The organism is Pseudomonas sp. BIGb0176 (assembly GCF_024810175.1).
Taxonomy (GTDB): Bacteria; Pseudomonadota; Gammaproteobacteria; order Pseudomonadales; family Pseudomonadaceae; genus Aquipseudomonas; species Aquipseudomonas protegens.
In genome coordinates, this window is the sequence record NZ_JANUEC010000005.1 from 262,776 (window position 1) to 286,920 (window position 24,145).

Annotated in this window: 22 protein-coding genes; 16 read left to right on the plus strand and 6 right to left on the minus strand. The window is 65.2% G+C overall.

The window, feature by feature from the left end; genetic code table 11:
• Nucleotides 1–464: 464 nt before the first annotated feature.
• Nucleotides 465–1,328 (minus strand): LysR substrate-binding domain-containing protein, encoded by an 864-nt coding sequence (locus M2395_RS28025; protein WP_011058604.1) that lies wholly within the window; start codon nt 1,326–1,328, stop codon nt 465–467.
• 108 nt (nt 1,329–1,436) lie between these two features.
• On the opposite strand from M2395_RS28025, the gene M2395_RS28030 reads away from it, so the two are divergent.
• The 9 genes from M2395_RS28030 to M2395_RS28070 all read left to right on the plus strand — a co-directional run bounded on the left by M2395_RS28030 (nt 1,437) and on the right by M2395_RS28070 (nt 7,358).
• The gene (locus tag M2395_RS28030; RefSeq protein ID WP_011058603.1) at nt 1,437–2,099 is read left to right on the plus strand and encodes an ankyrin repeat domain-containing protein; all 663 of its coding nucleotides are present in this window, start codon (nt 1,437–1,439) and stop codon (nt 2,097–2,099) included.
• 28 nt (nt 2,100–2,127) lie between these two features.
• Complete coding sequence (locus M2395_RS28035; RefSeq protein ID WP_011058602.1) at nt 2,128–2,589, plus strand: nucleoside deaminase; 462 nt, start codon at nt 2,128–2,130, stop codon at nt 2,587–2,589.
• Nucleotides 2,576–3,781: a CynX/NimT family MFS transporter gene (locus M2395_RS28040; RefSeq protein ID WP_011058601.1), complete on the plus strand. Its 1,206-nt coding sequence runs from the start codon at nt 2,576–2,578 to the stop codon at nt 3,779–3,781. The genes M2395_RS28035 and M2395_RS28040 overlap by 14 nt, the downstream gene beginning before the upstream one ends.
• Before the next feature lie 150 nt (nt 3,782–3,931).
• Nucleotides 3,932–4,408 carry a DUF6392 family protein gene (locus tag M2395_RS28045; RefSeq protein WP_015633728.1) on the plus strand — a complete coding sequence of 159 codons (477 nt, stop codon included), beginning with the start codon at nt 3,932–3,934 and terminating at the stop codon, nt 4,406–4,408.
• 540 nt (nt 4,409–4,948) lie between these two features.
• The gene (locus tag M2395_RS28050; RefSeq protein WP_015633727.1) at nt 4,949–5,527 is read left to right on the plus strand and encodes a hypothetical protein; all 579 of its coding nucleotides are present in this window, start codon (nt 4,949–4,951) and stop codon (nt 5,525–5,527) included.
• Between the two features lie 9 nt (nt 5,528–5,536).
• Nucleotides 5,537–5,752, plus strand: coding sequence for a helix-turn-helix transcriptional regulator (locus M2395_RS28055; RefSeq protein WP_011058598.1), 216 nt, complete (start codon nt 5,537–5,539; stop codon nt 5,750–5,752).
• Nucleotides 5,753–5,827: 75 nt separating this feature from the next.
• Entirely contained in the window at nt 5,828–6,499 is a 672-nt protein-coding gene (locus M2395_RS28060; protein ID WP_047335383.1) for a hypothetical protein, read from the plus strand.
• 95 nt (nt 6,500–6,594) lie between these two features.
• Nucleotides 6,595–7,032: an SMI1/KNR4 family protein gene (locus M2395_RS28065; RefSeq protein WP_011058596.1), complete on the plus strand. Its 438-nt coding sequence runs from the start codon at nt 6,595–6,597 to the stop codon at nt 7,030–7,032.
• Entirely contained in the window at nt 7,029–7,358 is a 330-nt protein-coding gene (locus M2395_RS28070; protein WP_202602811.1) for a hypothetical protein, read from the plus strand. The genes M2395_RS28065 and M2395_RS28070 overlap by 4 nt, the downstream gene beginning before the upstream one ends.
• Nucleotides 7,359–7,421: 63 nt before the next feature.
• On the opposite strand, the gene M2395_RS28075 is transcribed toward M2395_RS28070, so the two are convergent.
• Nucleotides 7,422–8,759 (minus strand): aryl-sulfate sulfotransferase, encoded by a 1,338-nt coding sequence (locus M2395_RS28075; protein ID WP_053155857.1) that lies wholly within the window; start codon nt 8,757–8,759, stop codon nt 7,422–7,424.
• A 66-nt stretch (nt 8,760–8,825) separates the two neighbouring features.
• Complete coding sequence (locus M2395_RS28080) at nt 8,826–11,198, minus strand: TonB-dependent receptor (protein ID WP_077933189.1); 2,373 nt, start codon at nt 11,196–11,198, stop codon at nt 8,826–8,828.
• A 154-nt stretch (nt 11,199–11,352) separates the two neighbouring features.
• Between M2395_RS28080 and M2395_RS28085 the strand changes: the two genes are divergently transcribed.
• Both M2395_RS28085 and M2395_RS28090 read left to right on the plus strand, forming a co-directional pair.
• Complete coding sequence (locus tag M2395_RS28085) at nt 11,353–12,297, plus strand: LysR family transcriptional regulator (protein WP_077933188.1); 945 nt, start codon at nt 11,353–11,355, stop codon at nt 12,295–12,297.
• A 233-nt stretch (nt 12,298–12,530) separates the two neighbouring features.
• The gene (locus M2395_RS28090) at nt 12,531–14,147 is read left to right on the plus strand and encodes an alkaline phosphatase family protein (RefSeq protein WP_053156227.1); all 1,617 of its coding nucleotides are present in this window, start codon (nt 12,531–12,533) and stop codon (nt 14,145–14,147) included.
• A 125-nt stretch (nt 14,148–14,272) separates the two neighbouring features.
• On the opposite strand, the gene M2395_RS28095 is transcribed toward M2395_RS28090, so the two are convergent.
• Nucleotides 14,273–15,178 (minus strand): TauD/TfdA family dioxygenase, encoded by a 906-nt coding sequence (locus M2395_RS28095; protein ID WP_041120519.1) that lies wholly within the window; start codon nt 15,176–15,178, stop codon nt 14,273–14,275.
• Between the two features lie 183 nt (nt 15,179–15,361).
• Here M2395_RS28095 and M2395_RS28100 point away from each other — a divergent pair, with 183 nt between their 5' ends.
• The gene (locus M2395_RS28100; RefSeq protein WP_015633719.1) at nt 15,362–16,282 is read left to right on the plus strand and encodes a LysR family transcriptional regulator; all 921 of its coding nucleotides are present in this window, start codon (nt 15,362–15,364) and stop codon (nt 16,280–16,282) included.
• Nucleotides 16,283–16,442: 160 nt separating this feature from the next.
• Here M2395_RS28100 and M2395_RS28105 read toward each other — a convergent pair whose 3' ends face one another.
• Nucleotides 16,443–17,465: an ABC transporter substrate-binding protein gene (locus tag M2395_RS28105; RefSeq protein WP_041115133.1), complete on the minus strand. Its 1,023-nt coding sequence runs from the start codon at nt 17,463–17,465 to the stop codon at nt 16,443–16,445.
• 368 nt (nt 17,466–17,833) lie between these two features.
• Here M2395_RS28105 and M2395_RS28110 point away from each other — a divergent pair, with 368 nt between their 5' ends.
• From M2395_RS28110 to M2395_RS28120, 3 genes are read left to right on the plus strand one after another with little or no spacing between them, the layout of a single operon-like run.
• Nucleotides 17,834–19,429 (plus strand): ABC transporter permease, encoded by a 1,596-nt coding sequence (locus tag M2395_RS28110; RefSeq protein ID WP_053155854.1) that lies wholly within the window; start codon nt 17,834–17,836, stop codon nt 19,427–19,429.
• A complete protein-coding gene (locus M2395_RS28115) occupies nt 19,426–20,241 on the plus strand; it encodes an ABC transporter ATP-binding protein (protein WP_011058586.1) in 816 nt (271 codons plus the stop codon). The genes M2395_RS28110 and M2395_RS28115 overlap by 4 nt, the downstream gene beginning before the upstream one ends.
• Nucleotides 20,242–20,255: 14 nt before the next feature.
• Complete coding sequence (locus tag M2395_RS28120; RefSeq protein ID WP_019095373.1) at nt 20,256–21,866, plus strand: arylsulfatase; 1,611 nt, start codon at nt 20,256–20,258, stop codon at nt 21,864–21,866.
• 41 nt (nt 21,867–21,907) lie between these two features.
• On the opposite strand, the gene M2395_RS28125 is transcribed toward M2395_RS28120, so the two are convergent.
• Complete coding sequence (locus M2395_RS28125) at nt 21,908–22,981, minus strand: fatty acid desaturase (protein ID WP_123431257.1); 1,074 nt, start codon at nt 22,979–22,981, stop codon at nt 21,908–21,910.
• A gap of 99 nt (nt 22,982–23,080) precedes the next feature.
• Between M2395_RS28125 and M2395_RS28130 the strand changes: the two genes are divergently transcribed.
• Nucleotides 23,081–24,085 carry an AraC family transcriptional regulator gene (locus M2395_RS28130; RefSeq protein WP_011058582.1) on the plus strand — a complete coding sequence of 335 codons (1,005 nt, stop codon included), beginning with the start codon at nt 23,081–23,083 and terminating at the stop codon, nt 24,083–24,085.
• The last annotated feature ends 60 nt before the right edge of the window (nt 24,086–24,145 follow it).

Genomic DNA, 24,145 nt, shown 5'->3' on the forward strand with positions numbered 1-24,145 from the left:
ACTGCCCCCACGCAACGGTGCCGCGGGGTCAATGATCAGTGCCCCGTGCTTATCTCTTAAAGTAATCTTTCAAGTTATAGATAGATCGAAATCGAATACATGATTTCGCGAAAAAGCCCCAGGCCCCGTGGTTCAAGGGCTGCAGCCAAGAGGGAAAAACACCATGCCTTGCGGGCATCGAAAATATTCCTGCAAAGCATCGAAACAAGACGCTTGGCGGGGGATGGAACAGCTCTCCAAGCAGCAGCGCCCCCTCAAGATCAGCCCTTGCGCTGCTGAACAATCTTGTGAAGGGGCATTCCAGGGCCGCTGGGGCACTGTGCTACCGGCATGAGGCGACGAGATCCCGGCGGCCGCCTGTTATCGAACGCGCGACGGCTAGACGAAGCTGTTCCGCAACTCGCCCCCCGGATGATCGGCCTGTACAGCCCTGGTGCAGACGAACCTGGCCAACCAGCAGACAGTCATCGCCTGGCCACTTGCGGCTTGACGCTTGCCACTGCCCGCAACTGTTCCTGTAGCTCCTTGCCGGCCCGGCTCAAGCCACTGCCGGCGTACAACGCCAGGCGCACGCCCTGGATGTCCGGCAAACCGCTGTCGGCGTCGAGCACGCGATGCCCCTTGCCCAGCACCCGTACCGGCAACAGGCTGATGCCCAGGCCCGCCGCCACCGCCGAACAGACGCTGGCCAGGCTGGCGCTGGAATAGGCGATGCGCCACGGCCAGCCTCCGACCTCCAGGTGATGGAGCATTTCCTGGCGGTACAGGCCGCCCACCGGGAACGCCACCAAAGGCAACGGATCGCGGCCAAAGGCGGGCTGGCGAACGCTATCGACCCAGCACAGCGGCTCGGGCCAGGAGTCCACGCAGTCATCGCTGTGGCCCATCTGCTTGACCAGCAGCAGGTCGAACTCACCCCGCCGGTACTGGCGCAACAGCTCAGGGCCCAGGCCGCTGCTGACCTCCAGGCGCACTGCCGGGTAGTCCAGGCCAAAGCGCGAGAGCATGGGCATCAGGCGCTCGGCGGCGAAATCTTCCGGCACCCCGAGGCGCAGGACTTCTTCGCCGCGCTGGTTGACCAGCATATCGCTGGCCTCTTCATGCAGCGCCAGGATGCGCCGGGCGTAGGCCAGCAGCCGCTCGCCCTCCACCGTGGCCACCACCCGGCGCTGGTCACGGTCCAGCAACTGGCAGCCCAGGCTCTCTTCCAGGCGCCGCACCTGCTGGCTCACAGTGGACTGGGTGAGGTGCAGGCGCTCGGCGGCGCGGGTGAAGTTCTGACTGTCGGCGACCGCGACAAAACTGCGTAACAACACCGGATCCAACATGTTGACCTACCATCCTGACTGCCACTGGTTGGCATGATTATATTTAATTTCAGAATACCCAGGGCCGTCACCATACTTCCCTTTCATCAGCCGGAACGGGAGGTTCTCATGCAACTCAAGCGTTTTCTCAAACGCGGCCTGATCGCCGCCGGCCTGTTCACTGCGGGGGTGGTCATGGCCAGCGATGGCGCGTTGCTGGAAGCGGTACGCAAGGGGCAACTGCAACAGGTGCAACAGTTGCTTGAGCAAGGCGCGGCGCTCGATGGCCGTGGCCTGGACGGCAGCAGCCCGCTACTGGTGGCCACCCGGGACAACCGCATCGACATCGCCCGGGCGCTGATCGAGGCCGGGGCCGACGTCAACCGCAAGAACCTGATCCAGGACAGCCCCTACCTGCTGGCCGGCGCCAGCGGTCACAACGAAATCCTCAAGCTGACCCTGGCCCACGGCGCCGACCTCAAGAGCACCAACCGCTACGGCGGCACCGCGCTGATCCCGGCCTGCGAACGCGGCCACGTGGAAACCGTGCGCCTGCTGATCGAGGCCGGCGTCGAGCTGGACCACGTCAACCACCTGGGCTGGACCTGCCTGATGGAAGCCATAGTGCTGTCCGACGGCGGCCCGGCGCACCAACAGATCGTCGCCCAACTGATTGCCGCCGGCGCCGACCTGAACCTGCCGGACCGCGCCGGCCTCAGCCCGTTGCAACAGGCCGAGCGCCGTGGCCAGGGCGCCATCGCCAAGCTGCTGCGCGATGCCGGCGCTGCCTGAGCCCGCCCCTCTTTTGAAGGAACCTTGCATGCACGACGATCAACACTACCTGCAACAGGCCGTGGCACTGGCCCGGCGCAATGTCGAACAGGGCGGCCGCCCGTTCGGCGCATTGCTGGTGCGCAACGGCCGGGTACTGGCCGAGGCGGTGAATGAAATCCACCTCAGCCAGGACCCCACCGCCCACGCCGAGATGCTGGCCATCCGCGCCGCCAGCAGGCAATTGGGCCCGCGCCTGGATGATTGCGTGATCTACGCCAGCGGCCAGCCCTGCCCCATGTGCCTGGCCGCCATGTACCTGTGCGGCGTGTCCCGCGCGGTATTCGCTGCCAGCAATGAGCAAGCTGAGCCGTTCGGCCTGTCCACCGCGGCCATCTACCAGCAACTGAGCAAGCCCCTGGAAGCCCAGCGCCTGCCGGTGCTGCACCTGCCCCAGGCAGCGATGAGCGCCCTCTACCAGGATTGGCAGGAGCGTCATGCAGCGAACTGAATCCACCTTCCAGCGCTGGGCCGGCTGGGCCCTGCTGGTGTGCCTGGGGCTGAACCTGCGGCCCATCCTCAGCTCGGTCAGCCCGCTGCTCAACGAGATCCGCGGCGCCACCGGCATGAGCTTCCAGAGCAGCGCCTGGCTCACCAGCCTGCCGGTGATCTGCATGGGCCTGGTGGCCTTGCTCGGTGTACGCATCGAAGCCCGCCTGGGCGAGCGTCGGGGCGTTTCCCTGGGCTTGCTGCTAGTGCTGCTGGCCTGCCTGGTGCGGCTGTTCTTCGGCCAGGCCGCGGCCTTGCTCGCCACCGCCCTGCTCGGCGGCGCCGGGGTGGCCTTGATCCAGGCCCTGGTGCCGGCGTTGATCAAGCGCCAGTTCCAGCACCGGGTGGCCCTGGCCATGGGCGTCTACTCGGCCTCGCTGATGGGCGGTGGCGGCATTGCCGCCCTGCTCAGCCCGCAGGTGGCCAGCCACTTCGCCAACTGGCAGGCGGGGCTTGGCGTCTGGCTGCTACCGGCCATGGCGGCGCTGCTGCTCTGGGCCTGCCTGCCCCTGGGCGCCGGCCGCCGCAACGGCAGCCCGGCCCCCCTGGCCGGGCTCTGGAACAACCGCCGCGCCTGGCTGCTGGCGTTGTATTTCGGCCTGGTGAACTGCGGCTACATGAGCATGGTCGCCTGGCTGCCGGCCTACTACCTGCAGATGGGCTGGAGCGCCAGCCAGAGCGGTTCGCTGCTGGCCTTCATGACCCTGTTCCAAGTCAGCGCCGCCCTGCTGATGCCGGCCCTGGCCCAGCGCAGCAGCGACCGCCGCCCGCTGCTGGGCATCAGCCTCGCGGCCCAGGCCGCGGGTTTTCTCGGGCTGGTGCTGTGGCCCTTGCAGAGCCCGCACCTGTGGGTGGCGCTGATCGGCTTCGGCCTCGGAGCGTGCTTTGCCCTGAGCCTGATCCTCACCCTGGATCACCGGCGCGACCCTCGGGAAGCCGGGCAACTGGCGGCTTTTGTCCAGGGCGTGGGCTTTCTGATCAACGCCGTCTCGCCATGGCTCAGCGGCTGGCTGCGGCAAGTCACCGGCAGCTTTGTCAGCGCCTGGTGGGTGCTGATCGTGGGTGTCCTGGCGATGCTGCTCCTGACCCGGATCTTCAGCCCCGCCAGCTATCAGGCCCGGGCCCAGCTCGATACCGCGCCCCAACCGGCCTGACACCGGCCCTCCAACCCACCGCCTGCCAGCACGGCAGGCGGCGTTCTTCATGTCGCCACAGCACCACTATCCTTCTCGACCGGCTAAGATCGGCCGCCAACGCCTCTCGCGACAACGGGCACACACTCAACTCAGGACACAGGAATAGCGATGGACGCTGCAACGATCGGCCGCTGGGTAAGCAGCCTGGGGCTCAGCCATGAAGAACTGATCGCCCGGGGAGAACGCATCGAGACCCCGACGGACAAGATCTACGATGAATTCGATTGGCTGACCGTGATCGTCGAGCCCGGCCTGATGCTGGACTTCTGGGAAGACAGCCTGGCCCTGGAAAAGGTATTGATCGAACTCATGCCCCTTGAACAGGGGCGCTCCTTCTACAGGGGCGAGCTGCCCGCCCCGTTCTCGCGCAGCATGACCCACGCCGACATCCGCAACCTGCTGGGTACGCCCCTGCGATCGGGGGAGCGCAGGCCATCAGCAGATGGGCAATACACGCTCAACGCCTGGGAGAGCTACCGCCTGCCGGAGCACCTGCATCCCGGTGCGCGGGTTGGGTTCGTCTATAGCGCCGACCGGCAGATCAAGGTCCTGTCGTTCGACTTGCTGGAGCCGCAGCGCGACTGATTCGGCCACACAGAGTGGCTCGTGGAAACTCGCGGCGATCCGCCAGGCATCAGAGGACCGGCGCGAGATCGCCAAGCAAGGCCCTGCGGTCCTTTTCGCAGCCTCGCAGGCTCGGCAGCGGCGACAGGAAACGTGGAGGACGACAGAGATAGGTCGGCCGGTAGGCCGCCGGCAGATTTTGATCCTGCTCTGGCTTTTGATCTTACTGCCCCCTTAGACACGATGGCCAAACGCAGGCGAGGCACCGAGTGGAGGGGCAGGAGCCTTTGGTTACTTTGGGCTGGCCGGCATTCCGGGCTTCAAAGTGACTCGCTGCAAGAGCGAAACCATAAGTGGCCGTGACCGCAGCAATGGATAGGTACACCAATAAGACCCCAACCTCAGGTTTTACGGCCACTACGCGCCCGAGCGGGAACAAGCTCCCTCGCCACAGCATGATTCCTGGCCTGGAGTCGTGACGATTATTGAAAATAAATTATTGTAATTCGATAATTTTTTATCAATAATTTGCCACCCCCAAAGTTTTGCAAGGAATAACGCATGAACTCCCAAATCAACGGCTCGGCCCAGTACCGCTTACGACGGGTCGGCCTGCTGGCCGCGATCCTGGCCTGGGTCATGGGCGTGGTGGAGCTGGGCGGCAATGCCGGGCTCTGGATCTACAGCAAGGACCAGGTCCTGGGCGCCCTGCTCGGCGTATTCGCCGAACACTCGCCGCGCCTGCTGGAAGCGGACTTCAAGCTCTCGTCGCTGAGCTTCGCCCTGCTGGTGATCCTCGACTTCCTGCCACTGCTGCTGTCGAGCTTCGCCCTGTACCTGACCGGCGTGTTCTTCCTGCGCCTGTCCCGTGGCGAAACCTGGAGCGATCGCAACATCCGCATCCTCTGGCGCGTGGGCATGCTGTGGATAGTCGCCCCGGCCACGTTCCCGATGATGGAAACCCTGCAAGGCCTGGCCCTGTCCATCGACCTGCCGCCCGGCCAGCGCATCCTGCAGATTTCCGCGGGCTTCTCGTCCTACGCGGCCTACGAGGTGGTCAAAGGAATCTTGCTCTGCTCGTTTTCCATTATCATGCGCGACGCCAAAGTCCTCAGTGATGAGCACAGTCACTACATATAGAACAATGAGATGACCATTATCGTTCGGCTTGACGTTGTCATGGCTAAAAACAAGATTCGCTCGAAAGAGTTGGCCGCCATCCTGGGCATTACCGAGGCCAATCTGTCGTTGCTGAAAAATGGCAAGGTCAAGGGGATGAAAATCGAGACCCTGGACAAACTCTGCGCCGCACTCGACTGCCAGCCCGGCGACCTGCTGGAATATCAGGCCACCGAGCCCGCGTGACACCCCCGCGTTTGTTTGATCCGAGTCCCGATCGTTAAAGCCTTACCACTCCTCACGTTGCACATTGGCTTATTCATGACTCGCTACCTGCTCTGCCCGCTGCTTTTGCTCGCCTGTCTTTTGACCGGCTGCGCCAACAAACTCGAAGTGGCGATTGCCGCCACTCCGGCCCCGGACTACTACTTCGACCCTCAGGCCCCGGTGCTGGTAAGCATCAACGGAGCCAACGATGCCCACGGCCTCAACGCCAGCTACTACCTGCGCGACATGGTCGCCGCCCTGCATGGCATGGGTTTCAAGCAGGTCTACACCGATACGTCGCTGCCCAAGAACCATCCGCCGTTCCGAATGAACTTCACCCTCGACGTGGGCAGCGAAAAGGTCAGCTACCGCTACACCGCCACCGACTACGGCCAGGTGCCCAGCAGCACCAAGACGGTGTGCAAGCAGAGCACCCATAAAGACAAGAACCTGGTGTGCAACAGCACCCCGACCACCACCTGGGGCCCGGTGGGTTCCTCGGAGCGCACCGGCTACACCACCCTCAGTACCTTCAACATCAAGGCCAAGGACGAGCAGAGCCGGCGCACGGTATTCCTGCTGCGGGCCTCGTCCTATAACGAGGACTGCCAGGACGCCAAGGTCGAGGATTTCCTGGTGCAGGAAAGCCTGGACAACCTGGACTTCCGCAACCGGGTGCAGCGCAAATACACCGTCACCCTGCCCGAAGGCCATAGCTGCAAATAAGCGCCTACCACGCACCGGGCGACACGCCTACAATCGCCCCTCGACGCCCGCCCGATCCTCCATCGGGCGGGCGCGGTCCCTCAACGACAAGGCGCATGTCGAGCATGACCCTGGATTGGAATGCCTGGGAAATAGAACCCGGATCTATCGTGGACGAACAGCTGATCGCCCAGGTGCAGCATCGCCTCGGCGTCGAGTTTCCGTCGCTGTACCTGGAGCTGGTGCAGTACGCCGAGGCCGCCACGCCGGGGATCGGCGGCTTCGCCTATGACGGCGGCTACACCTGCATCAGCGAGTTCTTCGAATTCGGCCTGAGCAGCCAGCCCTGGACCCTGCTCTGGTACGCCAGCCCTGGCCGTGTGCCGGGGCTCGCCGCAGGCTGCCTGCCGATTGCCCGGGATGCCGGCGGCCTGCTGATCTGCCTGGACTTCAACAGCCCGGCCGTGGCGGTGGAAATCTTCGACCCCGAGAGCGCCAGCCGTTACCCGGTGGCCGCCGATTTCAAGGCCTTTGTCGAGCTGTGGCAGCCATGAAGTGGATAGTCGTGCCCACCAGCAAAGACGCCCAGCAACGCCTGGACCTGGACCAGTGCCTGCCAGGAGACCTGGAGGAACTGGCGCTGTCCCCGGAGCAGTGGGCAGCCCTGTCCCGCAGCGACCTGCTGCCCAGCTTGAACCGTGCCCTGGGCACCCTGATCGATGACTACGAGGACGCGTCGATCCAGGGCCAGACCGCCCTGGCCACGGCCCTGTCGATCCTGACCCGGGCCGCTACGGCGCAAGACGAACTGCTCCCCAAGCTGATCGCCTTGAATCGTCTGGCCCTGGAACGCGACACCGGCCTGTTTTTCTACTTCTGAGGCCATCCCCAGGGCTGCTCCCGCACCTGATTTGTGGCGAGGCCGCCCGCCCCGGGAACCTGCTCAAATCCCCGCCTGTTTGAGCCCCGAGTCCGGCACGCTCACTGCCGTTTCCGAACGCGGCGTGCCCTGGGGCACCCAGTCGTAACTCACCGGCAGAGCCCGGTACACCCAGTTGCTGATGGCCTCGCTGCCCGGCGCCTTGCCCAGATAGGGGCTGACGTATTCCCAGACGATTTCACCGCCGGCCGTCGCCTGGAAGAAGCGCCCGTTCATGCCTTCATCGATCAGGGTGTTGCCGTTGGGCAGGCGCCGCGCACTGCTGATGAACGAGCTGTAGAAAGCCCAGCCCGGCTGCCGGGAACTGGCGGCGCTGTACTGCCAGACGATCTGGTTCTTGATCGGGTCGATCTCCAGCACCCGGGAGCCGGCGATCAGCCCCAGGGGCACCGAGGGGTAACCGGCAGTGCCCTGGTTGTCGAACACCAGCAGATGCCCGGCCCCTGGCAAGCCGGCGGGAATGATGTGGGCGTCATGCTGGCCGACGAACTGGTCCACCGGGCGCGGCACCTTGGCGGCGGTCTTCGGGTTGATCGGCGACAGGTTCGGCCCCAGGCGCCAGACCACCTTGCCGCTGTGCTTGTCGAGGATGGCGATGAAGTTGGCGTTGCGCGAGTCGATCAGCAGGTTGTCCGGGGCGAAGCGTTTATCACCGGCGTCGAACCACTGGTTGGGGCCCACCACGCTGAGGTTGTTGATGTGCAGGTAGTCCGGGTTGTCGGTGCCGTACACCAGCTTCAGTTGCGCCGGGGTAAAGCCGAATTCCTTGAGGTGTTCGGAGGCCAGCCACTGCCATTTGACCTGGCCCTCGGGGCTGACTTCATAGATCGCGTCGTCGATTACCTGGGGCACCTTGAACCCCGCCACCTTGTGCACCTTGTTGGCCAGCACCAGGGTGTTGCCGTTGCTCAGCCGGCGCTGGTCATGATGCTGCTGGGCCGCGCCGCCCGGGGCCTGGTCGCCCCACTGCCAGACCAGCTTGCCGTTCCAGTCCAGCTCGCCGACGCTCTGGTTGCCCAGGCCGTTGCCCGCCGAACCCAGGGGCCCGGGCTCCTTGTCCTTGAGCTGCAACAGCACCCGGCCACGCTCGCCGCCCACCAGTTGCGGGTCGATGATGGCCGAGGGGAAACCGGCCTGGGGCCAGTTCTTCACTTCGTTGCCGTTCATGTCGATCAGGTGGGTCTGCTTATCGGCACCACTGAAGATCACGTACTGGTTATAGGCCCTGGCCGGGTCGTAGCGAGTGACGCCGGTGGGGTAGACGCTGGGCGCGGCCTGCACCGCCGAGGCCAGCAGGGCGGTGGACAGCAGCAGGGGCAAAGCGGTGGTGAGGCGCAACATGACAAGCACTCCTATTCAAGTCGAAAGGCGCCGGAGAACCCGGCGCAAGGTGCGAAAAGCCGGGTATCAGAAATCGTAGCGACCGGTCACGCCCAAGGTCCGCGGGGTGCCCAGCAGGCCTTCGTAACCGCCGTTGCCGCCGGTCCAGAGGGTGGTGTAGTAGGTCTTGTCGAAGGCGTTCTTCAGCCACAGCGAAACGTCCCACTGGCCCTGCTCGTAGTTGCCGCGCAAGCCGGTGGAAAGGTTGACCACGGCGTAGCTGGGGATCTGCCCGTACTCGGAATCCTCCACGGTGCCCACCGCCTTGGAACGGAACGCATAGCTGGCGGTGACGTACTCTTCCAGGCCGTTGTCCAGGTTCCACTTGTATTCGCCGTTGGCGTTGCCGATCCATTTCGAGGCGCCCACTACCTGGTGGCCGCTGAGATCGCACGAGGCCGGGGCACCGGGGCGCAGGCTGACTTCCGGCGGGCACGGCGCATCCTTGTAGGAGAGGTAGCGCACGTCGTTGTAGGAACCGTTGAGGTTCAGGGTCAGGCCACGGATCGGCACCAGGGTGCTTTCCACTTCCACCCCGCGCGAGCGCACCGAACCGGCGTTGGTCAGGTACTGCACGCGGTTGACGTCGTCGTAGGCGTTGGTCTGGTAGCCGTTGACCTGGGTCCAGAACAGGTTGGCGTTGAGTTGCAGGCGGCGGTCCCACAGGGTGCTCTTGAAACCCAGCTCGGCGTTGTTGGCGCGCTCGGTGCCGATCAGCAGCGAATCGGCCCCGGCGGTAGGCGCCGACCCCACCGTCAGGTTGACCCCACCGGACTTCTCGCCGTGGGACAGGGTGGCGTAGCCCAGCAGGTCGTCGGTGATGCGGTAGCTGAGGTTGAGCAGGCCCGAGGGGCTGGTGCTGTACTGATTGAGGTCGCCGGAGTCATAGGCTCCGGTGCGCCCGCGCCGCGCGTTGGCGGCGGCGCCGGCCACCGCCACGCCGCCCACCGGGGCGTTGCGGGTCACCCAGGCACTTTTCTCCTCATAGGTGCCGCGCAGGCCGGCGGTGAAATCCAGGCGCTCGGTGAGGTGCCAGGTGCCCTGGGCAAACAGGGCGAAACTGTTGGTCTGGATATGCCCGTTGCCGATGCTGGTGACGTTGCTCAGGGCGCCGGCCGGGGTGCCATTCCAGATGTCCGCCTTGGGCCCGTAATAGGCGAAGGATTTGTTGTCCAGGTCGGAGCCGAAGTAGTAGGCGCCCAGCACGTAGTCGAAGAAGCCGCCGGTGGGCGAGGCCAGGCGAAATTCCTGGGACCACTGCTTGTCTTGCACCGAAACCCCGGCGTTGTAGCTGGCCGGAACGTTGAGGCCATCGTCGTTGCGAGGGGTGAAATTCCACCAGCGGTAGGAGCTGACCGAGGTCAGGGTGAAGTCGCTGGGCAGGGTCCAGTTGGCCTCAAGCGAAGTGCCGCCCTGGAACACCGTCACGTGCTGGTCGTTGTCCAGGTTGACCTTGCGGTGCGAACCATTGACCAGGGTCGCGCCGGCCGCCGCCGCGCGCGACTCGTAGACATTGGTGCCGTTGATGGTCGGCCCGGTGCTGTACAGGACTCGGGTGCCGGCGCTGGAATCCTCTTCGTTGTAGTCGCCGATCCAGCGCAGGTTGAAGCTCTCATTGGGCTTGTACAGCAACTGCCCGCGAAAGCCCTGGCGTGAGCCGCCATTGAGGTCGTGGCCGTCGAATTCGTTCTTGATGTCGCCGTCGCTGCGGGTGCGATAGGCGGAAAAACGCCCCGCCAGCTCATCGGTCAGCGGCCCGGAAATCGTGCCCTTGGTCTGGAAGTATCCATCCTCGCCGAGGGAGGTTTCGATGCTGCGCTCCGGGGTGAAGCTCGGCGCCCGGGTGCTGATGTTGATCACCCCGGCGGTGGTGTTCTTGCCGAACAGGGTGCCCTGGGGGCCGCGCAGCACTTCCAGCTGCTCGATGTCCATCAGGTCGAACACCGCCATCCCCGGCCTTCCGAGGTAGACGTTGTCGATGTACAGCCCGACGCTGCCTTCCAGGCCGTCGCTGGCCGGGTTGTTGCCCAGGCCACGGATCGACACGCTGGACTGGCGCGCATGCATGTAGGCGACGTTGACGCTGGGCACCAGTTGCTGCAGATCCTGGATGCGGTACACCCGCTGGCTCTCCAGGGCCTGGCCGCTGACCACGCTCATGGGGGTGGGCACGCTCTGGGAGCTTTCCTCGCGTCGACGGGCAGTGACGGTCACCGTCTGCAACTGGCCATCATCGGCCTTGGCCTTGTTGGCACTGCTCTTGGCCGGGGTGGCTTGCGGCGCCGGGGCCTCTTCGGCCCAGGTCGGTGTCCAACTGGCACTGCCGGCCAGCAACAGCGCCAGGGGCAGGCGCTTGAGCCGCCGGGGCGAGAGGGGTGAAGCGAGGGACAACGGGCTCATGGGCGGCTCCTGGTCAGAAAATATACAGCCTTGTATATTCCTTAAAGTTATTTATTTATGTTTTTACAAAGATTTACTGCATAAGAGATTGCCTTTATAAGGAGTCGACCTAATGCATAGCCAATGCATTTCCCCGATATTTTTTATGTGAAAAATGCATATCGACCTGCGCCAGCTCCGCCACTTCATCGCCCTCGCCGAACAGCGCAGCTTTGTCGCGGCCGCAGCGGCGGTGAACCTCTCGCAATCGGCCTTCAGCCGCAGCATCCAGGCCCTGGAACACAGCGTCGGCTGCCAGCTGGTGGATCGCGGGCGCAAGGACCTGGCGCCGACCAAGCAGGGCCAGTTGCTGCTGGAGCACGCGCGCCGGCTGGTCAGCGGCGCCCAGCAGATGGCCAACGAGATCAGCCAGTTCAATGGCCTGGAAGCGGGAGAGTTGCGCTTCGGCTGTGGCCCGGCGCCAGCCGCAGGGCTGATCCCCCGGGCCATCGGCAGCTTTATCGGGCGTTATCCCAAGGCCCGGGTGCAGTTCCAGGTGGATGACTGGCAAAGCCTGAGCAAGCGCCTGCTCAGCGAAGAGTTCGAATTCTTCGTTGCCGACACCCGGCACTTCGAGGCCGATCCGGACTACCTGACCCAGCGCCTGCGCCCGCGCAAATGGCATTTCTGCTGCCGCGCCGGGCACCCCCTGGCCCAGCGCGAAAGTGTCAGCGCCAGCGAACTGATGAGCTACCCACTGGCGGTGACCATCCGCCCGCCCAACCTGCGCAAGGTCATTGTCGACCTGAGCGGCAAGCCGGACTTCACGCCCAATGTGGAATGCGAAAACAGCTACAGCCTGCTGGGGGTGGTCATGCGCTCGGACGCCATCGGCATCGTCGGTTCCTACAGCGACGCGTTGCACAACGCCAAGGGCGAGCTGGTGTGCCTGAAGATCGACGGCCTGGCCGACGACCTGGAAGAGCTCTACACCCGCTACGGCATCGTCAGCCGTGCCGGCTATCGCCTGTCGCCTTTGGCCGCGGCGATGATCGACGAGATCAAGGCCATCGACGAACAGGACGAAGAGGTATGCAACCTGGACAACCTCGCCGTGTGAGCGGCCCCCACCCGTAGGAGCCGGCTTGCCGGCGAAGAGGCCCTTGAACCTTGCAGCGCACTCGAGGACGCCTTCGCTGGCAAGCCAGCTCCTACAAGACCCTGCCGTCCGCACACGACGTGGGGGGCCGGTCGGCATTGCATGAAACGCATCGAAACTATTCGGCAAATGCGCTTGCCGGAAGCCCCCGCCGGAGGCGAAAAACCTCGCCTGTCTTCCCCTCGGTGAACCCCATGTCCAATACCCATCCGCCCGTGCGCAACGTGCTCTACATCATGTGCGACCAGCTGCGCCGGGATTACCTCTCGTGCTACGGCCACCCGCACCTGCATACCCCGAACATCGACCGCCTGGCCGCCGCCGGGGTGCGCTTCAGCCGCGCCTACACCCAGGGCACCATCTGCGGCCCGTCGCGCATGTCGGCCTACACCGGGCGCTACGTCAGCAGCCACCAGGTGGCCTGGAACGCCGTGCCCCTGCCCCTTGAAGAACTGACCCTGGGGGACTACCTGCGACCCCACGGCATCCGCACCGCGCTGGTGGGCAAGACCCACGCCACACCCAACCTCGACGCTCTGCAGCGCCTGGCCATCGACCCCGGGAGTGCCCAGGCCGAGGTGCTCAACGAAGTCGGCTTCGAGCCCTATTTCCGCCATGACGGCATCTACCCCGACGACCCGGTATTCGACGACAAGCGCGAGTCCGCGCCCTACACCCACTACCTGCGCGACCTCGGCTACCAAGGGCGCAACCCCTGGCACGACTGGGCCAACGCCGGGGCCGGCGAGCAGGGAGAAATCCGCAGCGGCTGGAAAATGCGCAACGCCCACCTGCCGGCCCGGGTCGCGCAAGAGCACTCGGAAACCGTCTACACCACCGACCGCGCCATCGACTTCATCAGCGAACAAGGCGAGCAGCCCTGGTGCCTGCACCTGTCCTACATCAAGCCCCACTGGCCCTATATCGCACCCGCGCCCTACCACTCGCTGTATGGCCCGGAGCAGGTGATCCCGGCGGTGCGCGCCGCGCCAGGGCAGCTCAGCGATCACCCGGTCTACGCCGCCTTCCGCCAGCATGAAGAAAGCCTGAATTTTTCCCGGGACGAAGTGCGCCTGAACGTGGTGCCCACCTACATGGGCCTGATCAAGCAGGTGGATGACCAGCTCGGCCGGCTGTTTGACTTCCTGCAGAGCAACGGCCGCTGGGACGACACCCTGATCGTCTTCACCAGCGACCACGGCGACTTCCTTGGCGACCACTACCTGGGGGAAAAGGAATTTCTGCTGGAACCGGCGGTGGGCGTGCCGTTGATCGTCCGCGACCCACGCACGGCGGCAGACAGCAGCCGCGGCACCGTGGACGAACGCCTGGTGGAAACCATCGACGCCCTGCCGACCTTTCTCGAGGCCCTGGGCCTGCCGGGGGCCGAGCATCGCCTGGAAGGCCGCTCGCTGATTCCCCTGCTGCACGGCGCCGAACCGGCCTGGCGCCGCTACGCCATCAGCGAATACGACTACGCCTTCCAGGCCCCGGCGCGAGAGCGCCTGGGCCAGCCCATCGACCGCTGCCGCATGACCATGGTGCGCAGCGAGCGCTGGAAGTACCTGGCCTACGATGGCTTGCGCCCGCAGTTGTTCGACCTGCACAACGACCCCCAGGAGTTGCACGACCTGGGGGCCGATCCGGCCTATGCCGCGGTGCGCGAAGAACACCTGGGATATGTGCTGGAATGGCTGCGCGGCCTGAAACGCCGTACCACCATCAGCCATCAAGAAATCGACCTGCGCGGCCAGCGTTTTCGCTACGGCGAGCCGGAAAGCGAAAAGCTGGTGCAGATCGGCGTGTGGTAACCCCCACCCGTACCTGCACCTTCCCCCGTAGGAGCCGGCTTGCCGGCGAACAGGCCCTTGGGCATTGCAGCGCTCTTGAGGACGCCTTCGCTGACAAGCCAGCGCCTACGGGGATGGGGCGGCGGTCAGAGCCCCTTGATGGTCTGGCTGCGCTGGCCGTGGACGCCCACCGGAACGTCGCCCTTGAGGGTCACGCGGCGCACGATTCGGTCCTGGGTGCCGTAGTCGTCCACGGCATAGTGCTGGGTCGAGCGGTTGTCCCAGATCGCCACGTCCCCTGCGCTCCAGCGCCAGCGCACGGTGTTTTCCAGACGGGTGACGTGGCTTTGCAGCAAGCCGAACAGATGCGCCGAGTCCGCCTGGGAATAGCCCTTGATGCGCTTCACGAAGTGCCCCAGCACCAGGCTCTTTTCACCGCTCTCGGGGTGCACGCGAACGATCGGGTGCTCGGTCTCGAACACCGTGGAGGTGAACACCTTGCGGTAACGCTCCAGCTTCTCCGCCGAAACGTCCGGCTTGGCCCCGGCGTAGTCGTATTCATTGCTGTGCACCGCCCAGAGCTTGTCCGCCAGCTCCCGCAGTTCCGCCGACAGTTCGTTGTAGGCCGTGGCGGTGTTGGCCCAGACGGTGTCGCCACCGTAGGCCGGGGCCACCACCGAGCGCAGGATCGAGGCCTTGGGGTAAGCGTCGACGAAGGTCACGTCGGTGTGCCAGGAGTTGGCCCGCTGGCCCTGGGCGCCATCCAGCTCCATCAGGTAGCGGGTGCCGTCGCGTACCGGCACGGTGGGGTGGGCCACCGGTTCGCCCAGCAGGTGCGAGAAGGCTTCCTGGCTCTGGTCGTCGAGGTGGGTCTGGCCACGGAAGAAAATCACCTTGTACTGCACCAGCGCTTGCCGGATCGCTTCCACGGTGGCGGCGTCGAGATCGCCGGACAGTTGCACGCCACGGATCTCGGCGCCGATACGGCCGGCCACCGGGTGAATATCAAGGGCATGAACAGCAGGTTGAACGGCTAAGGCGGCATTGCTCATCAGGTACACCCTCATCGGACTGCTTACGGTGGAACCGCCGCGAAACAACGCTCTATCTATATTCAATTTAGATCTAATAGATAACCACATGCTTCGTTGACGGAATAAGAGCTTGCATTTAAAACCTCATTCCTCACTCGTCGCAAATGCCTTCGAGCTATTTTTCGGATGCCGGGAAAGCATATGGATCTTCGCCAATTGCGTTACTTCATCGCCCTCAATGAACACCGCAGTTTTGTCCGCGCCGCCGACGCCATGGGCATCACCCAGCCGGCCTTCAGCCGCAGTATCCAGGGCCTGGAACAGGAGTTCGGCTGCGTGCTGGTGGACCGCGGCAACAAGGATCTGCGCCCCACCCCGGAAGGCCAGGTGGTGCTGCAGCACGCCTTGAGCCTGGTTCAGGGCGCGGCCTTGCTCAGCAGCGAAGTGACACAGATGACCAAGCTCGACGCCGGTGAGGTGCGCTTCGGCTGCGGCCCGGCCCCGGCAGTGAAGTTGGTACCCGATGCGGTGGCGCAATTCACCAGTGCCCACCCGAAGGTACGCACCTGCTTTGCCGTGGATAACTGGGAAAAACTCAGCCGCAGCCTGAACCGCGAAGAGATCGAATTCTTTATTGCCGACATCCGCCATTTCGAAGCCGACCCGAACTACCAGACCCAGCCCCTGACGCCCAAGCGCGGGGTGTTCTTCTGCCGCCCGGGGCACCCGCTGCTGGCCAAGGAGAGCCTGTCCACCAACGACATGTTCGATTACCCCCTGGCCACCACCCTGATCCCCCCGGGGATCCGCAAGCTGCTGGCCAACCTCAGCGGGCGCATCGATTTTTCCCCGACCATCGAGACCGAGCACTTTCCGGCGCTGGTGAAGATCGTCCGCCAGTCCAATGCCATCGGCGTGGGCACCGCCGAGGCCTTTGCCGAAGACATCGCCCAGGGTTCGCTGGCGCTGCTGCACTGGCGCAACCTGCCGCAGAACATCGACAGCCTGAATGCCCGTTGCGGCATCGTCAGCCGCAGCGGTTTTCGCCTGTCGCCGGCGGCGCGCAAGATGATCGAAGTGCTGGTGGCGGTGGATCGGCAGGGGCACGCCATCGCCGTGTAGAACAGCTTCGCCGGCAAGCCGGCTCCTACACGATCCCGCACGATATCCCCGCCGACCGTGGGAGCTGGCTTGCCAGCGAAGAGGCCCTCAAGCCCTCCCTCGCCGACAAGCCGGCTCCAGGGTTACGCAGGAGCCGGCTTGCCGGCGAATGGTGCCGACCTCAAAGACCGGCAGCGGCCAACTGCGGGGCGACCCAGGCATCCACCTTGAACGGCTTGCGAATCAAGCGTTCCTTGGCCGCCAGGTCTACTGAATCCTGCAGTTTGCCGAGGAACACCGGGTCCAGGGTCGAGGGGAAGATCTCGCTCAGGCGCTGGTCCTTGAGGTCATCCTGCAAGATCACCGGCGGGTAGCTGGCCAGCCCCGAAACCAGCTGGATGTAGGCTTCCTTGTTGCTGTCCTGGGTCAGCCACTCTACGGCCTGCTGCTGGGCCTTGAGCAGTTTTGCCACGGCCTCGGGATGTTCGTCGACAAACTTGCCGGCGCCCACCAGCACGCTCTGCACGCTGCCGGCGCCGCCCAGGTCCTTGGTGCTCAGGGGCAGTTCGGCCAGGCCTTTGCTGCGCAGGGCCGAGAGCCCGGTGCTGCCCCAGGAGGCGTCGATCTGCTTGGCCGCCAATGCAGCCACCGCTGCGTTGAAGTCAAGGTTGACCACCTTCAGGTCCTTCTCGCTCAGGCCCCGGCTGGCCAGGGCCGCGTCGAACGACAGCTGGGTGGCGGTGCCACGGAACACTGCCACGCGCTTGCCCTTGAGGTCTTCCAGGGTCTTGATCCCGGAACCCGGCACCACCCCCAGATAGTGCTTGACCCCACGGGCCGAGGCGCTGAGCAGGCGGGTATCCAGGCCGTTGGACTTGCCGATGATGGCGGCCAGGTCCCCCAGGTACGCCAGGTCCACCTGGCCGTTGGCGAAGGCCTCGTTGATCACCGGGCCTGCGCCCTTGAAGAAATTCCACTGGATCTTGATGCCCTGGTCGGCGAAGGCCTTTTCAAAGATCTGTTGCTGGCGCAGCACATCCACCACCCCACCGCCGCTGTGCTGGGTGCCGGCACTGAGGTCGGGCACGGCAATGCGGATTTCCTTGAGTTCGTCGGCCTGGGCCAGCAGCGGCAGGCAGCCCAGGAGCCCCGCCAGGGCCGGGGCGGCGAACAGGCTGATGACGCGTTTGAAGGGAAGGTTCATGGGTGCGGCTCCTGGTGGCAAAGGCTGAGAGGAGCAAAAGGTAGGCACGGAATCGTTCAACATTTAAATACTATAAATTCACATTTTAATAACTATATCGAATAAATCAGCTGCCACGGGCGTCCCCGGGGATATGCATGAAATGCATGAAAAATATTCTTCAAATGCATTGGATGCGTGTCGGCGAGAAGCCTTAAATGGCCTTTTTTATCTCTTAATAGAATCGATAAGAATTTTAATAGACCACAAATGCATAACACGTAGAAACCGCCTTGCCAGCGAACAGACCCTCAAACGCTGATTCGCCGACAAGCCAGCCCCTACGGCATCGACCCACGCCATGCAGTACCCGACGACGGAGGTCATCCATGGCCCGTGTTTCCCTGCTCAGCCTGCCCCTGGCGGCGCCGTCCGACGGACGCCCGGGCTGGCCCCTGATCAGCCAGCGGCTGCTGCCCTGGCTGTTGCCCATCAGCCTGTTAGCCCTGTGGTGGCTGGCCAGCCGCAATCAATGGATGAGCGAACAGATCCTGCCGGCCCCGGCCCTGGTCTGGAGCAGTGCCCTGGAACTGGGCCATGGCGAGCTGTGGAGCCATCTGGCGATCAGCCTGCAACGGCTGTTCTGGGGCCTGCTGGCGGGTATCGCCGCCGGCGCCCTGCTGGGGGGTGCCCTGGGCTTCAGCCGACGCCTGGAGCGCCTGGTGTTTCCCACCTTCGGCGCCCTGTCGCAGATCCCCACCCTGGCCTGGATCCCGCTGTTCATGGTGTTTTTCGGCATCGGCGAAGTGCTCAAGCTGGTGGTGCTGATCAAGGCGGTGGTGGTGCCCGTGACCCTGCACACCCTGGTGGGCGTGCGCGATGCCCAGCCCCGGCTGCGGGAAGCCGCCGCGGTGCTGCGCCTGCCGCCGGCGCTGCTGGTGCGCCGCCTGGTGCTGCCCGCTGCGCTGCCGGCCTTCATGGCCGGGGTGCGCCTGGCGCTGGCCACCGGCTGGACCTCGCTGCTGGCAGTGGAACTGCTGGCCTCCAGCGAAGGCATCGGCTACCTGATGGTCTGGGCACGCCAGCTGTTCATGCTGGACATCGTCTTCGTGTGCATCCTGGTGATCGGCCTGCTGGGGGTGTGCATGGACCGCGGCATCGGCTGGCTCGACCGCCGGCTGGTGCACTGGCCGCACCCGGCCACCGCCGAATTCCGTCGCGGCCCGCGCTACCAGGGCTGGCAGCGCCTGCAACCCTGGCTGCTGCCCCTGGCGCTGCTGGCCCTGTGGCAAGTGGCGAGCGACCAGCAGTGGGTCGACCCGAACATCCTGCCCAGCCCCCTGGCGGTACTCGCCACCACCGGCAACGGCCTGCTCGATGGCAGCCTGCTGGGGGGCATGGGCCTGAGCCTGGGCCGCACCCTCGGCGGCCTGCTGCTGGGCGGCGGCCTGGGCTTTGCCTTTGGCCTGCTGCTGGGCCTGTCGCGGTTCAGTGAACGCCTGCTGGGCCCGACCCTGGCCGCCATCCGCCAGATCGCCATCTTCGCCTGGGTGCCGCTGCTCACCGCCTGGTTCGGCCTGGGGGAACTGGCCAAGTGGGTGTTCGTCGCCCTGGCCGCATTCTTCCCGCTGTTCATCGCCACCCAGCGCAGCGTCGCCCAGCTCTCGCCGCAACTGGCGGAAGCCGCCCAGGTACTGCGCCTGAACCTCTGGCAACGGCTGCGCCGGCTGGTGCTGCCCGGCGCCGCGCCGGGGATTTTCGCCGGCCTGCGCATCAGCCTGATCTACGCCTGGCTGGGCACCATCGGCGCGGAATACTTCATGCCGTCCAACGGCGGCATCGGCAGCCAGATGATCAGCGCCCAGCAACTGCTACGCATGGACCTGATCATGGCCGGCATGCTCCTGGTGGGCCTTACCGGGGCCCTGCTCAACCTGATCGGGCAACAACTCGAACTTCGCGCCACCCGCTGGAGACACGCATGAACGCACCCCTGGTCAGTTTCACTCACGTGGGCAAGACCTTCGCCGTCGCCGGTGGCGAGGTGGAGGCGATCCGCGAATTCAACCTGGACATCGCCGAAGGCGAGTTCGTCGCCATCGTCGGTTCCAGCGGTTGCGGCAAGTCCACCCTGCTGCGCCTGCTGATCGGCCTGGACACCGAGTTTCGTGGCCAGATCCGGGTCGACGGCAAGGCCGTCAGCGGCATCGGCGGCGAGCGCGGCATCGTGTTCCAGGAACACCGCCTGTTCCCCTGGCTGACGGTGGCCGAGAACATCGGCCTGGGCCTGGTCAACGAGCCCCTGAGCGCCGCCGAGCGCCAGCAACGGGTCGGCGAATTCATCGAACTGGTGGGCCTCAAGGATTTCACCCGGGCCTATCCCCACCAACTGTCCGGCGGTATGGCGCAACGAGTGGCCATTGCCCGGGGGCTGGTAGCCAGCCCGCGGATCCTGCTGCTGGACGAACCCTTCGGCGCCCTCGACGCCCTGACCCGCCAACAGATGCAGGACGAACTGCTGGCGATCCGCGAGCGGGCCAAGATCACCACGGTGCTGGTGACCCACGATGTCGAGGAAGCGATTTTCCTCGCCGACCGGGTGGTGGTGATGGAACCGCGCCCGGGGCGGATCAAGCGCGTGGTCGAGGTGGCCCTGCCCCACCCGCGCCAGCGCAGCAGTTTCGACTTCCACCAACTGCGTGAGGAGCTGCTTCACGAACTGACCCGCGACGAGCTCTACCAGGCGCCTTCGCCGGTACAGATCCGCGACCTGCCCCTGACCTTCATTGCTTGCTGAACAGGAGTGACTCGATGCCGCAACGTCCCAACTTCCTGGTGATCCTGGCCGACGACCTGGGCTTCTCCGACCTCGGCGCCTTCGGCGGTGAGATCGCCACGCCGAACCTCGACGCCCTGGCCGCAGGTGGCCTGCGCCTGACCGATTTCCATACCGCCCCCACCTGCTCGCCGACCCGCTCCATGCTGCTCACCGGCACCGACCACCACATTGCCGGGATCGGCACCATGGCCGAAGCCCTGACCCCCGAACTGATCGGCAAGCCGGGCTACGAGGGTTACCTCAACGACCGCGTGGTGGCCCTGCCGGAACTGCTGCGCGAGGCCGGCTACCAGACCCTGATGAGCGGCAAATGGCACCTGGGGCTGACTGCCGAACGCGCGCCCCATGCCCGGGGCTTCGAGCGCTCGTTCTCGCTGTTGCCGGGGGCGGCCAACCACTACGGCTTCGAGCCGACCTACGACGAGCACACCCCCGGGCTGCTCAAATCCACGCCGGCGCTGTACATCGAGGACGACCGCTTCATCGATGAACTGCCAGCGGATTTCTATTCCTCCGATGCCTTTGGCGACAAGCTCTTGCAGTACCTGAAAGAGCGCGACCAGAGCCGGCCGTTCTTCGCCTACCTGCCGTTCTCGGCGCCCCATTGGCCGCTGCAGGCTCCGGAGGAAATCGTCGCCAAGTACCGGGGCCGCTATGACGCCGGCCCCGAAGTGCTGCGCCGCGAGCGCCTGGAAAAACTCCAGGCCCTGGGCCTGGTGGACCCGCAGGTCGAGCCCCATCCGCTGATCAACCTGAACGCCGAATGGAACGCCCTCAGCGAAGAACAGCGCCAGGTTTCGGCACGGGCCATGGAGGTGTATGCGGCGATGGTCGAGCGCATGGACTGGAACATCGGCCGGGTGGTGGACTACCTGCGCCAGCAGGGCCAGCTGGACAACACCCTGATCCTGTTCATGTCCGACAACGGTGCCGAGGGCGCGCTGCTGGAAGCCTTCCCCAAGTTCGGCCCGGAGCTTTTGACCTACCTCAACCAGCACTACGACAACCGCCTGGAGAACATCGGCCGGGCCAACTCCTACGTCTGGTACGGCCCGGCCTGGGCCCAGGCGGCCACTGCGCCATCGCGGCTGTTCAAGGCCTTCACCACCCAGGGCGGAATTCGCGTGCCGGCGCTGCTGCACTACCCGCAACTGCCGCTCAAGGGGCAGATCAGCCACGGCTTCGGCACGGTGATGGACATTACTCCGACCCTGCTCGACCTGGCCGGCGTGCGCCACCCGGGCAAGCGCTGGCGCGGGCGCGATGTGGCGCCGCTGCGGGGCAAGTCCTGGCTGGGCTTTCTCTCCGGCGAAACCGCCCGGGTGCATGACGAACAAACGGTAACCGGCTGGGAGCTGTTCGGCCGCCGGGCAATTCGCCAGGGCCAGTGGAAGGCGGTGTACATCCCCGGCCCCGTGGGCCCGGCGACGTGGCAGCTGTACGACCTGGGCCAGGACCCGGGGGAGATTCACGACCTGGCCCACAGCCAGCCGGAAAAACTGCGCACCCTGCTGGAAGAATGGCAGCGCTACGTGGATGAAACCGGAGTGATCCTCAGCGAATCACCGTTCCAGCCGGATTGAGCTTGTAGGAGCTGGCTATCGGACCGTGTAAAAGCCGGCTCCTACGCTCGCACAGCCTCCCCCGCATCCCCCTGCGCCTGTTCCACAGGATGAAAACGGTTGGCCCGGGCAAAAGTGCCGAAATCGTTGAAGCGCACGCCCATCTCGGCCATCACTTTATGCGCCACCGATGCCGTCATCTGGCGGATGTAGAACGGCTCCCTGACCACGAAATGGTGGATGCCGTGGGTGCTGCCGAAGTTGCAGCAGAAGGCCTGTAGCGGCCACATCCACCAGGGGTTGAGCACCTGGGTCTGCTGGATCACGTTGCCCGGTTCGATATCGCCGTAGTAGTGCATGTTGGAGCTGACGAAGTGCAGGCAGAAGGTGCGCAGCACGTTGGGGCCGATGATCACCACCACGGCGATATCGACGTAGTGCATCAGCGACACGGTGTCTTGCGACCACTGGATCGGGCTGCCCAGCAGGGCGGCCACGCCGTTGGCCCCATGAAAGCCCAGGAACACATACCAGGCGCCCCAATGCAGCAATGCCAGCGGCGCGTACACCGCCAGGGTACGAACGAGGATGCCCAGCTTGCGCCTGGCCCCCGGCGCCCGCAGCAGGCGGATGAAGGCCGCCATCATGTTGTCCCCCACCATCAGCAGGCGGGCGATGCCCCAGGGCTCGCCGTTGGTGATGGCGCGCTCCTCGATGTCGCTCTCGCTGCCGGACACCTTGTGATGATTCAGGTGCAGGTGGCGGCGCACCCAGGGGTTGATGGTACTCGGCCGCGCCAGCCACACCAGCCCCAGCATCAGGTTGTGGGGCAGGCGCTGCTTGCGAAAGTACATACTGTGGATCAGGTCGTGTTCCAGCTCGTGGGTCAGGGAGGCGAAGAACGCGTTGAGCAGCAGGCACGCCCACCAGGCCAGGTGACCCGTGACATAGAGCAGCGCTGACCCCAGCATCCCCGACAGAGCGAACGCAAGGATCCCCGCGCCCAGCGCGTCCTGGTGCCGCAGCAAAGGAAAACGCTGGCGCAGTTCATCACCCCGGGCCAGGACCACCTGGCGTATATGCGCCGCCCGCTGCTGTACGTTCATCCGCTCGGGGCTTGCAGAAATACCCTGCATGATTCCATCCTTTGGTCAGTGATGTGTGCATCCTGCCCCGAGCCCCGGCTCCGGGCGCTAGCCGTAAACGCCAACCTGTTGACCGGACGCGCCAATCGCATGACCGAAGCCACCTCCCTTGCCAGCTGGACCCGCGCCTTGCGCAAGCAACTGGACGCTCTGGACCTCGACAGCGCCGCACTGTGCCGCGAAGCCGGGCTCGACCCGCAATTGATGGACGACCCCAACGCCCGCTACCCGCTGTCGGCCACCACCCGCCTGTGGCATCTCGCCGTGCAGGCCAGCGGCGACCCGGCCATCGGCCTTAGGGTGTCGCGCTTTGTCAGCCCCACCACCTTCCACGCCCTGGGCTACGCCCTGGTGGCCAGCGGCAGCCTGCGGGAAGTGTTCGAGCGCATCGTGCGTTATCACCAGGTGGTCAGCGACGCCCTGGAACTGGCCCTGACCCGGGAAGCGGACCGCTACCGGTTTTTCCTCAAGGTGCCCGAAGGCGCGCCGCAACCGGCCTTCGAAGCCATCGACGCCTTTGCCGCGATCTACGTGCGCACCTGCCGCAACCGCCTGGGCCGTGACTACGCGCCGTTGGCCGTGCAATTGCGGCGCCCGGCCCCGGCGGACCCGAGCCAGTGGCACAAGGTATTCCGCTGCCCGGTGCAGTTCGCCGCCGTGGACGACTGCCTGGAGTTCGGCCTGCACGATTTCGACAGCCACCTGGACGACGCCAACCCGGAGCTGGCCGAGCACAACGAAGCGGTGCTCAAGCGCACCCTCCTGCAACTGCGGCCCCTGACCTGGGAGCGCAAGGTACGCGGGGTGATCGAAGCCCAATTGCCCGAAGGCGAACCTTCGGCCGAGCGAGTGGCCCAGGCCCTGCACCTGAGCCTGCGCAGCCTGCAACGGCACCTGGCGGATGAAGGCACGCGCTTTGACACCCTGCTCAACGAATGCCGGGAAAACCTCGCCCTGCTGCACCTGCGGGACCTGGAATGCTCCCTGAGCGAGATCAGCTACCTGCTGGGCTTTGCCGATGCCAGCAGCTTCAGCCGGGCATTCAAGCGCTGGACCGGGATGACCCCGGGGCAGTTTCGCGACGGCCTGCGCTAAGCCCCTGCAACCTTGTAGCCGCTGCTGAGCCTGCGAAGCTGCGAACGACCGCAACGCGGG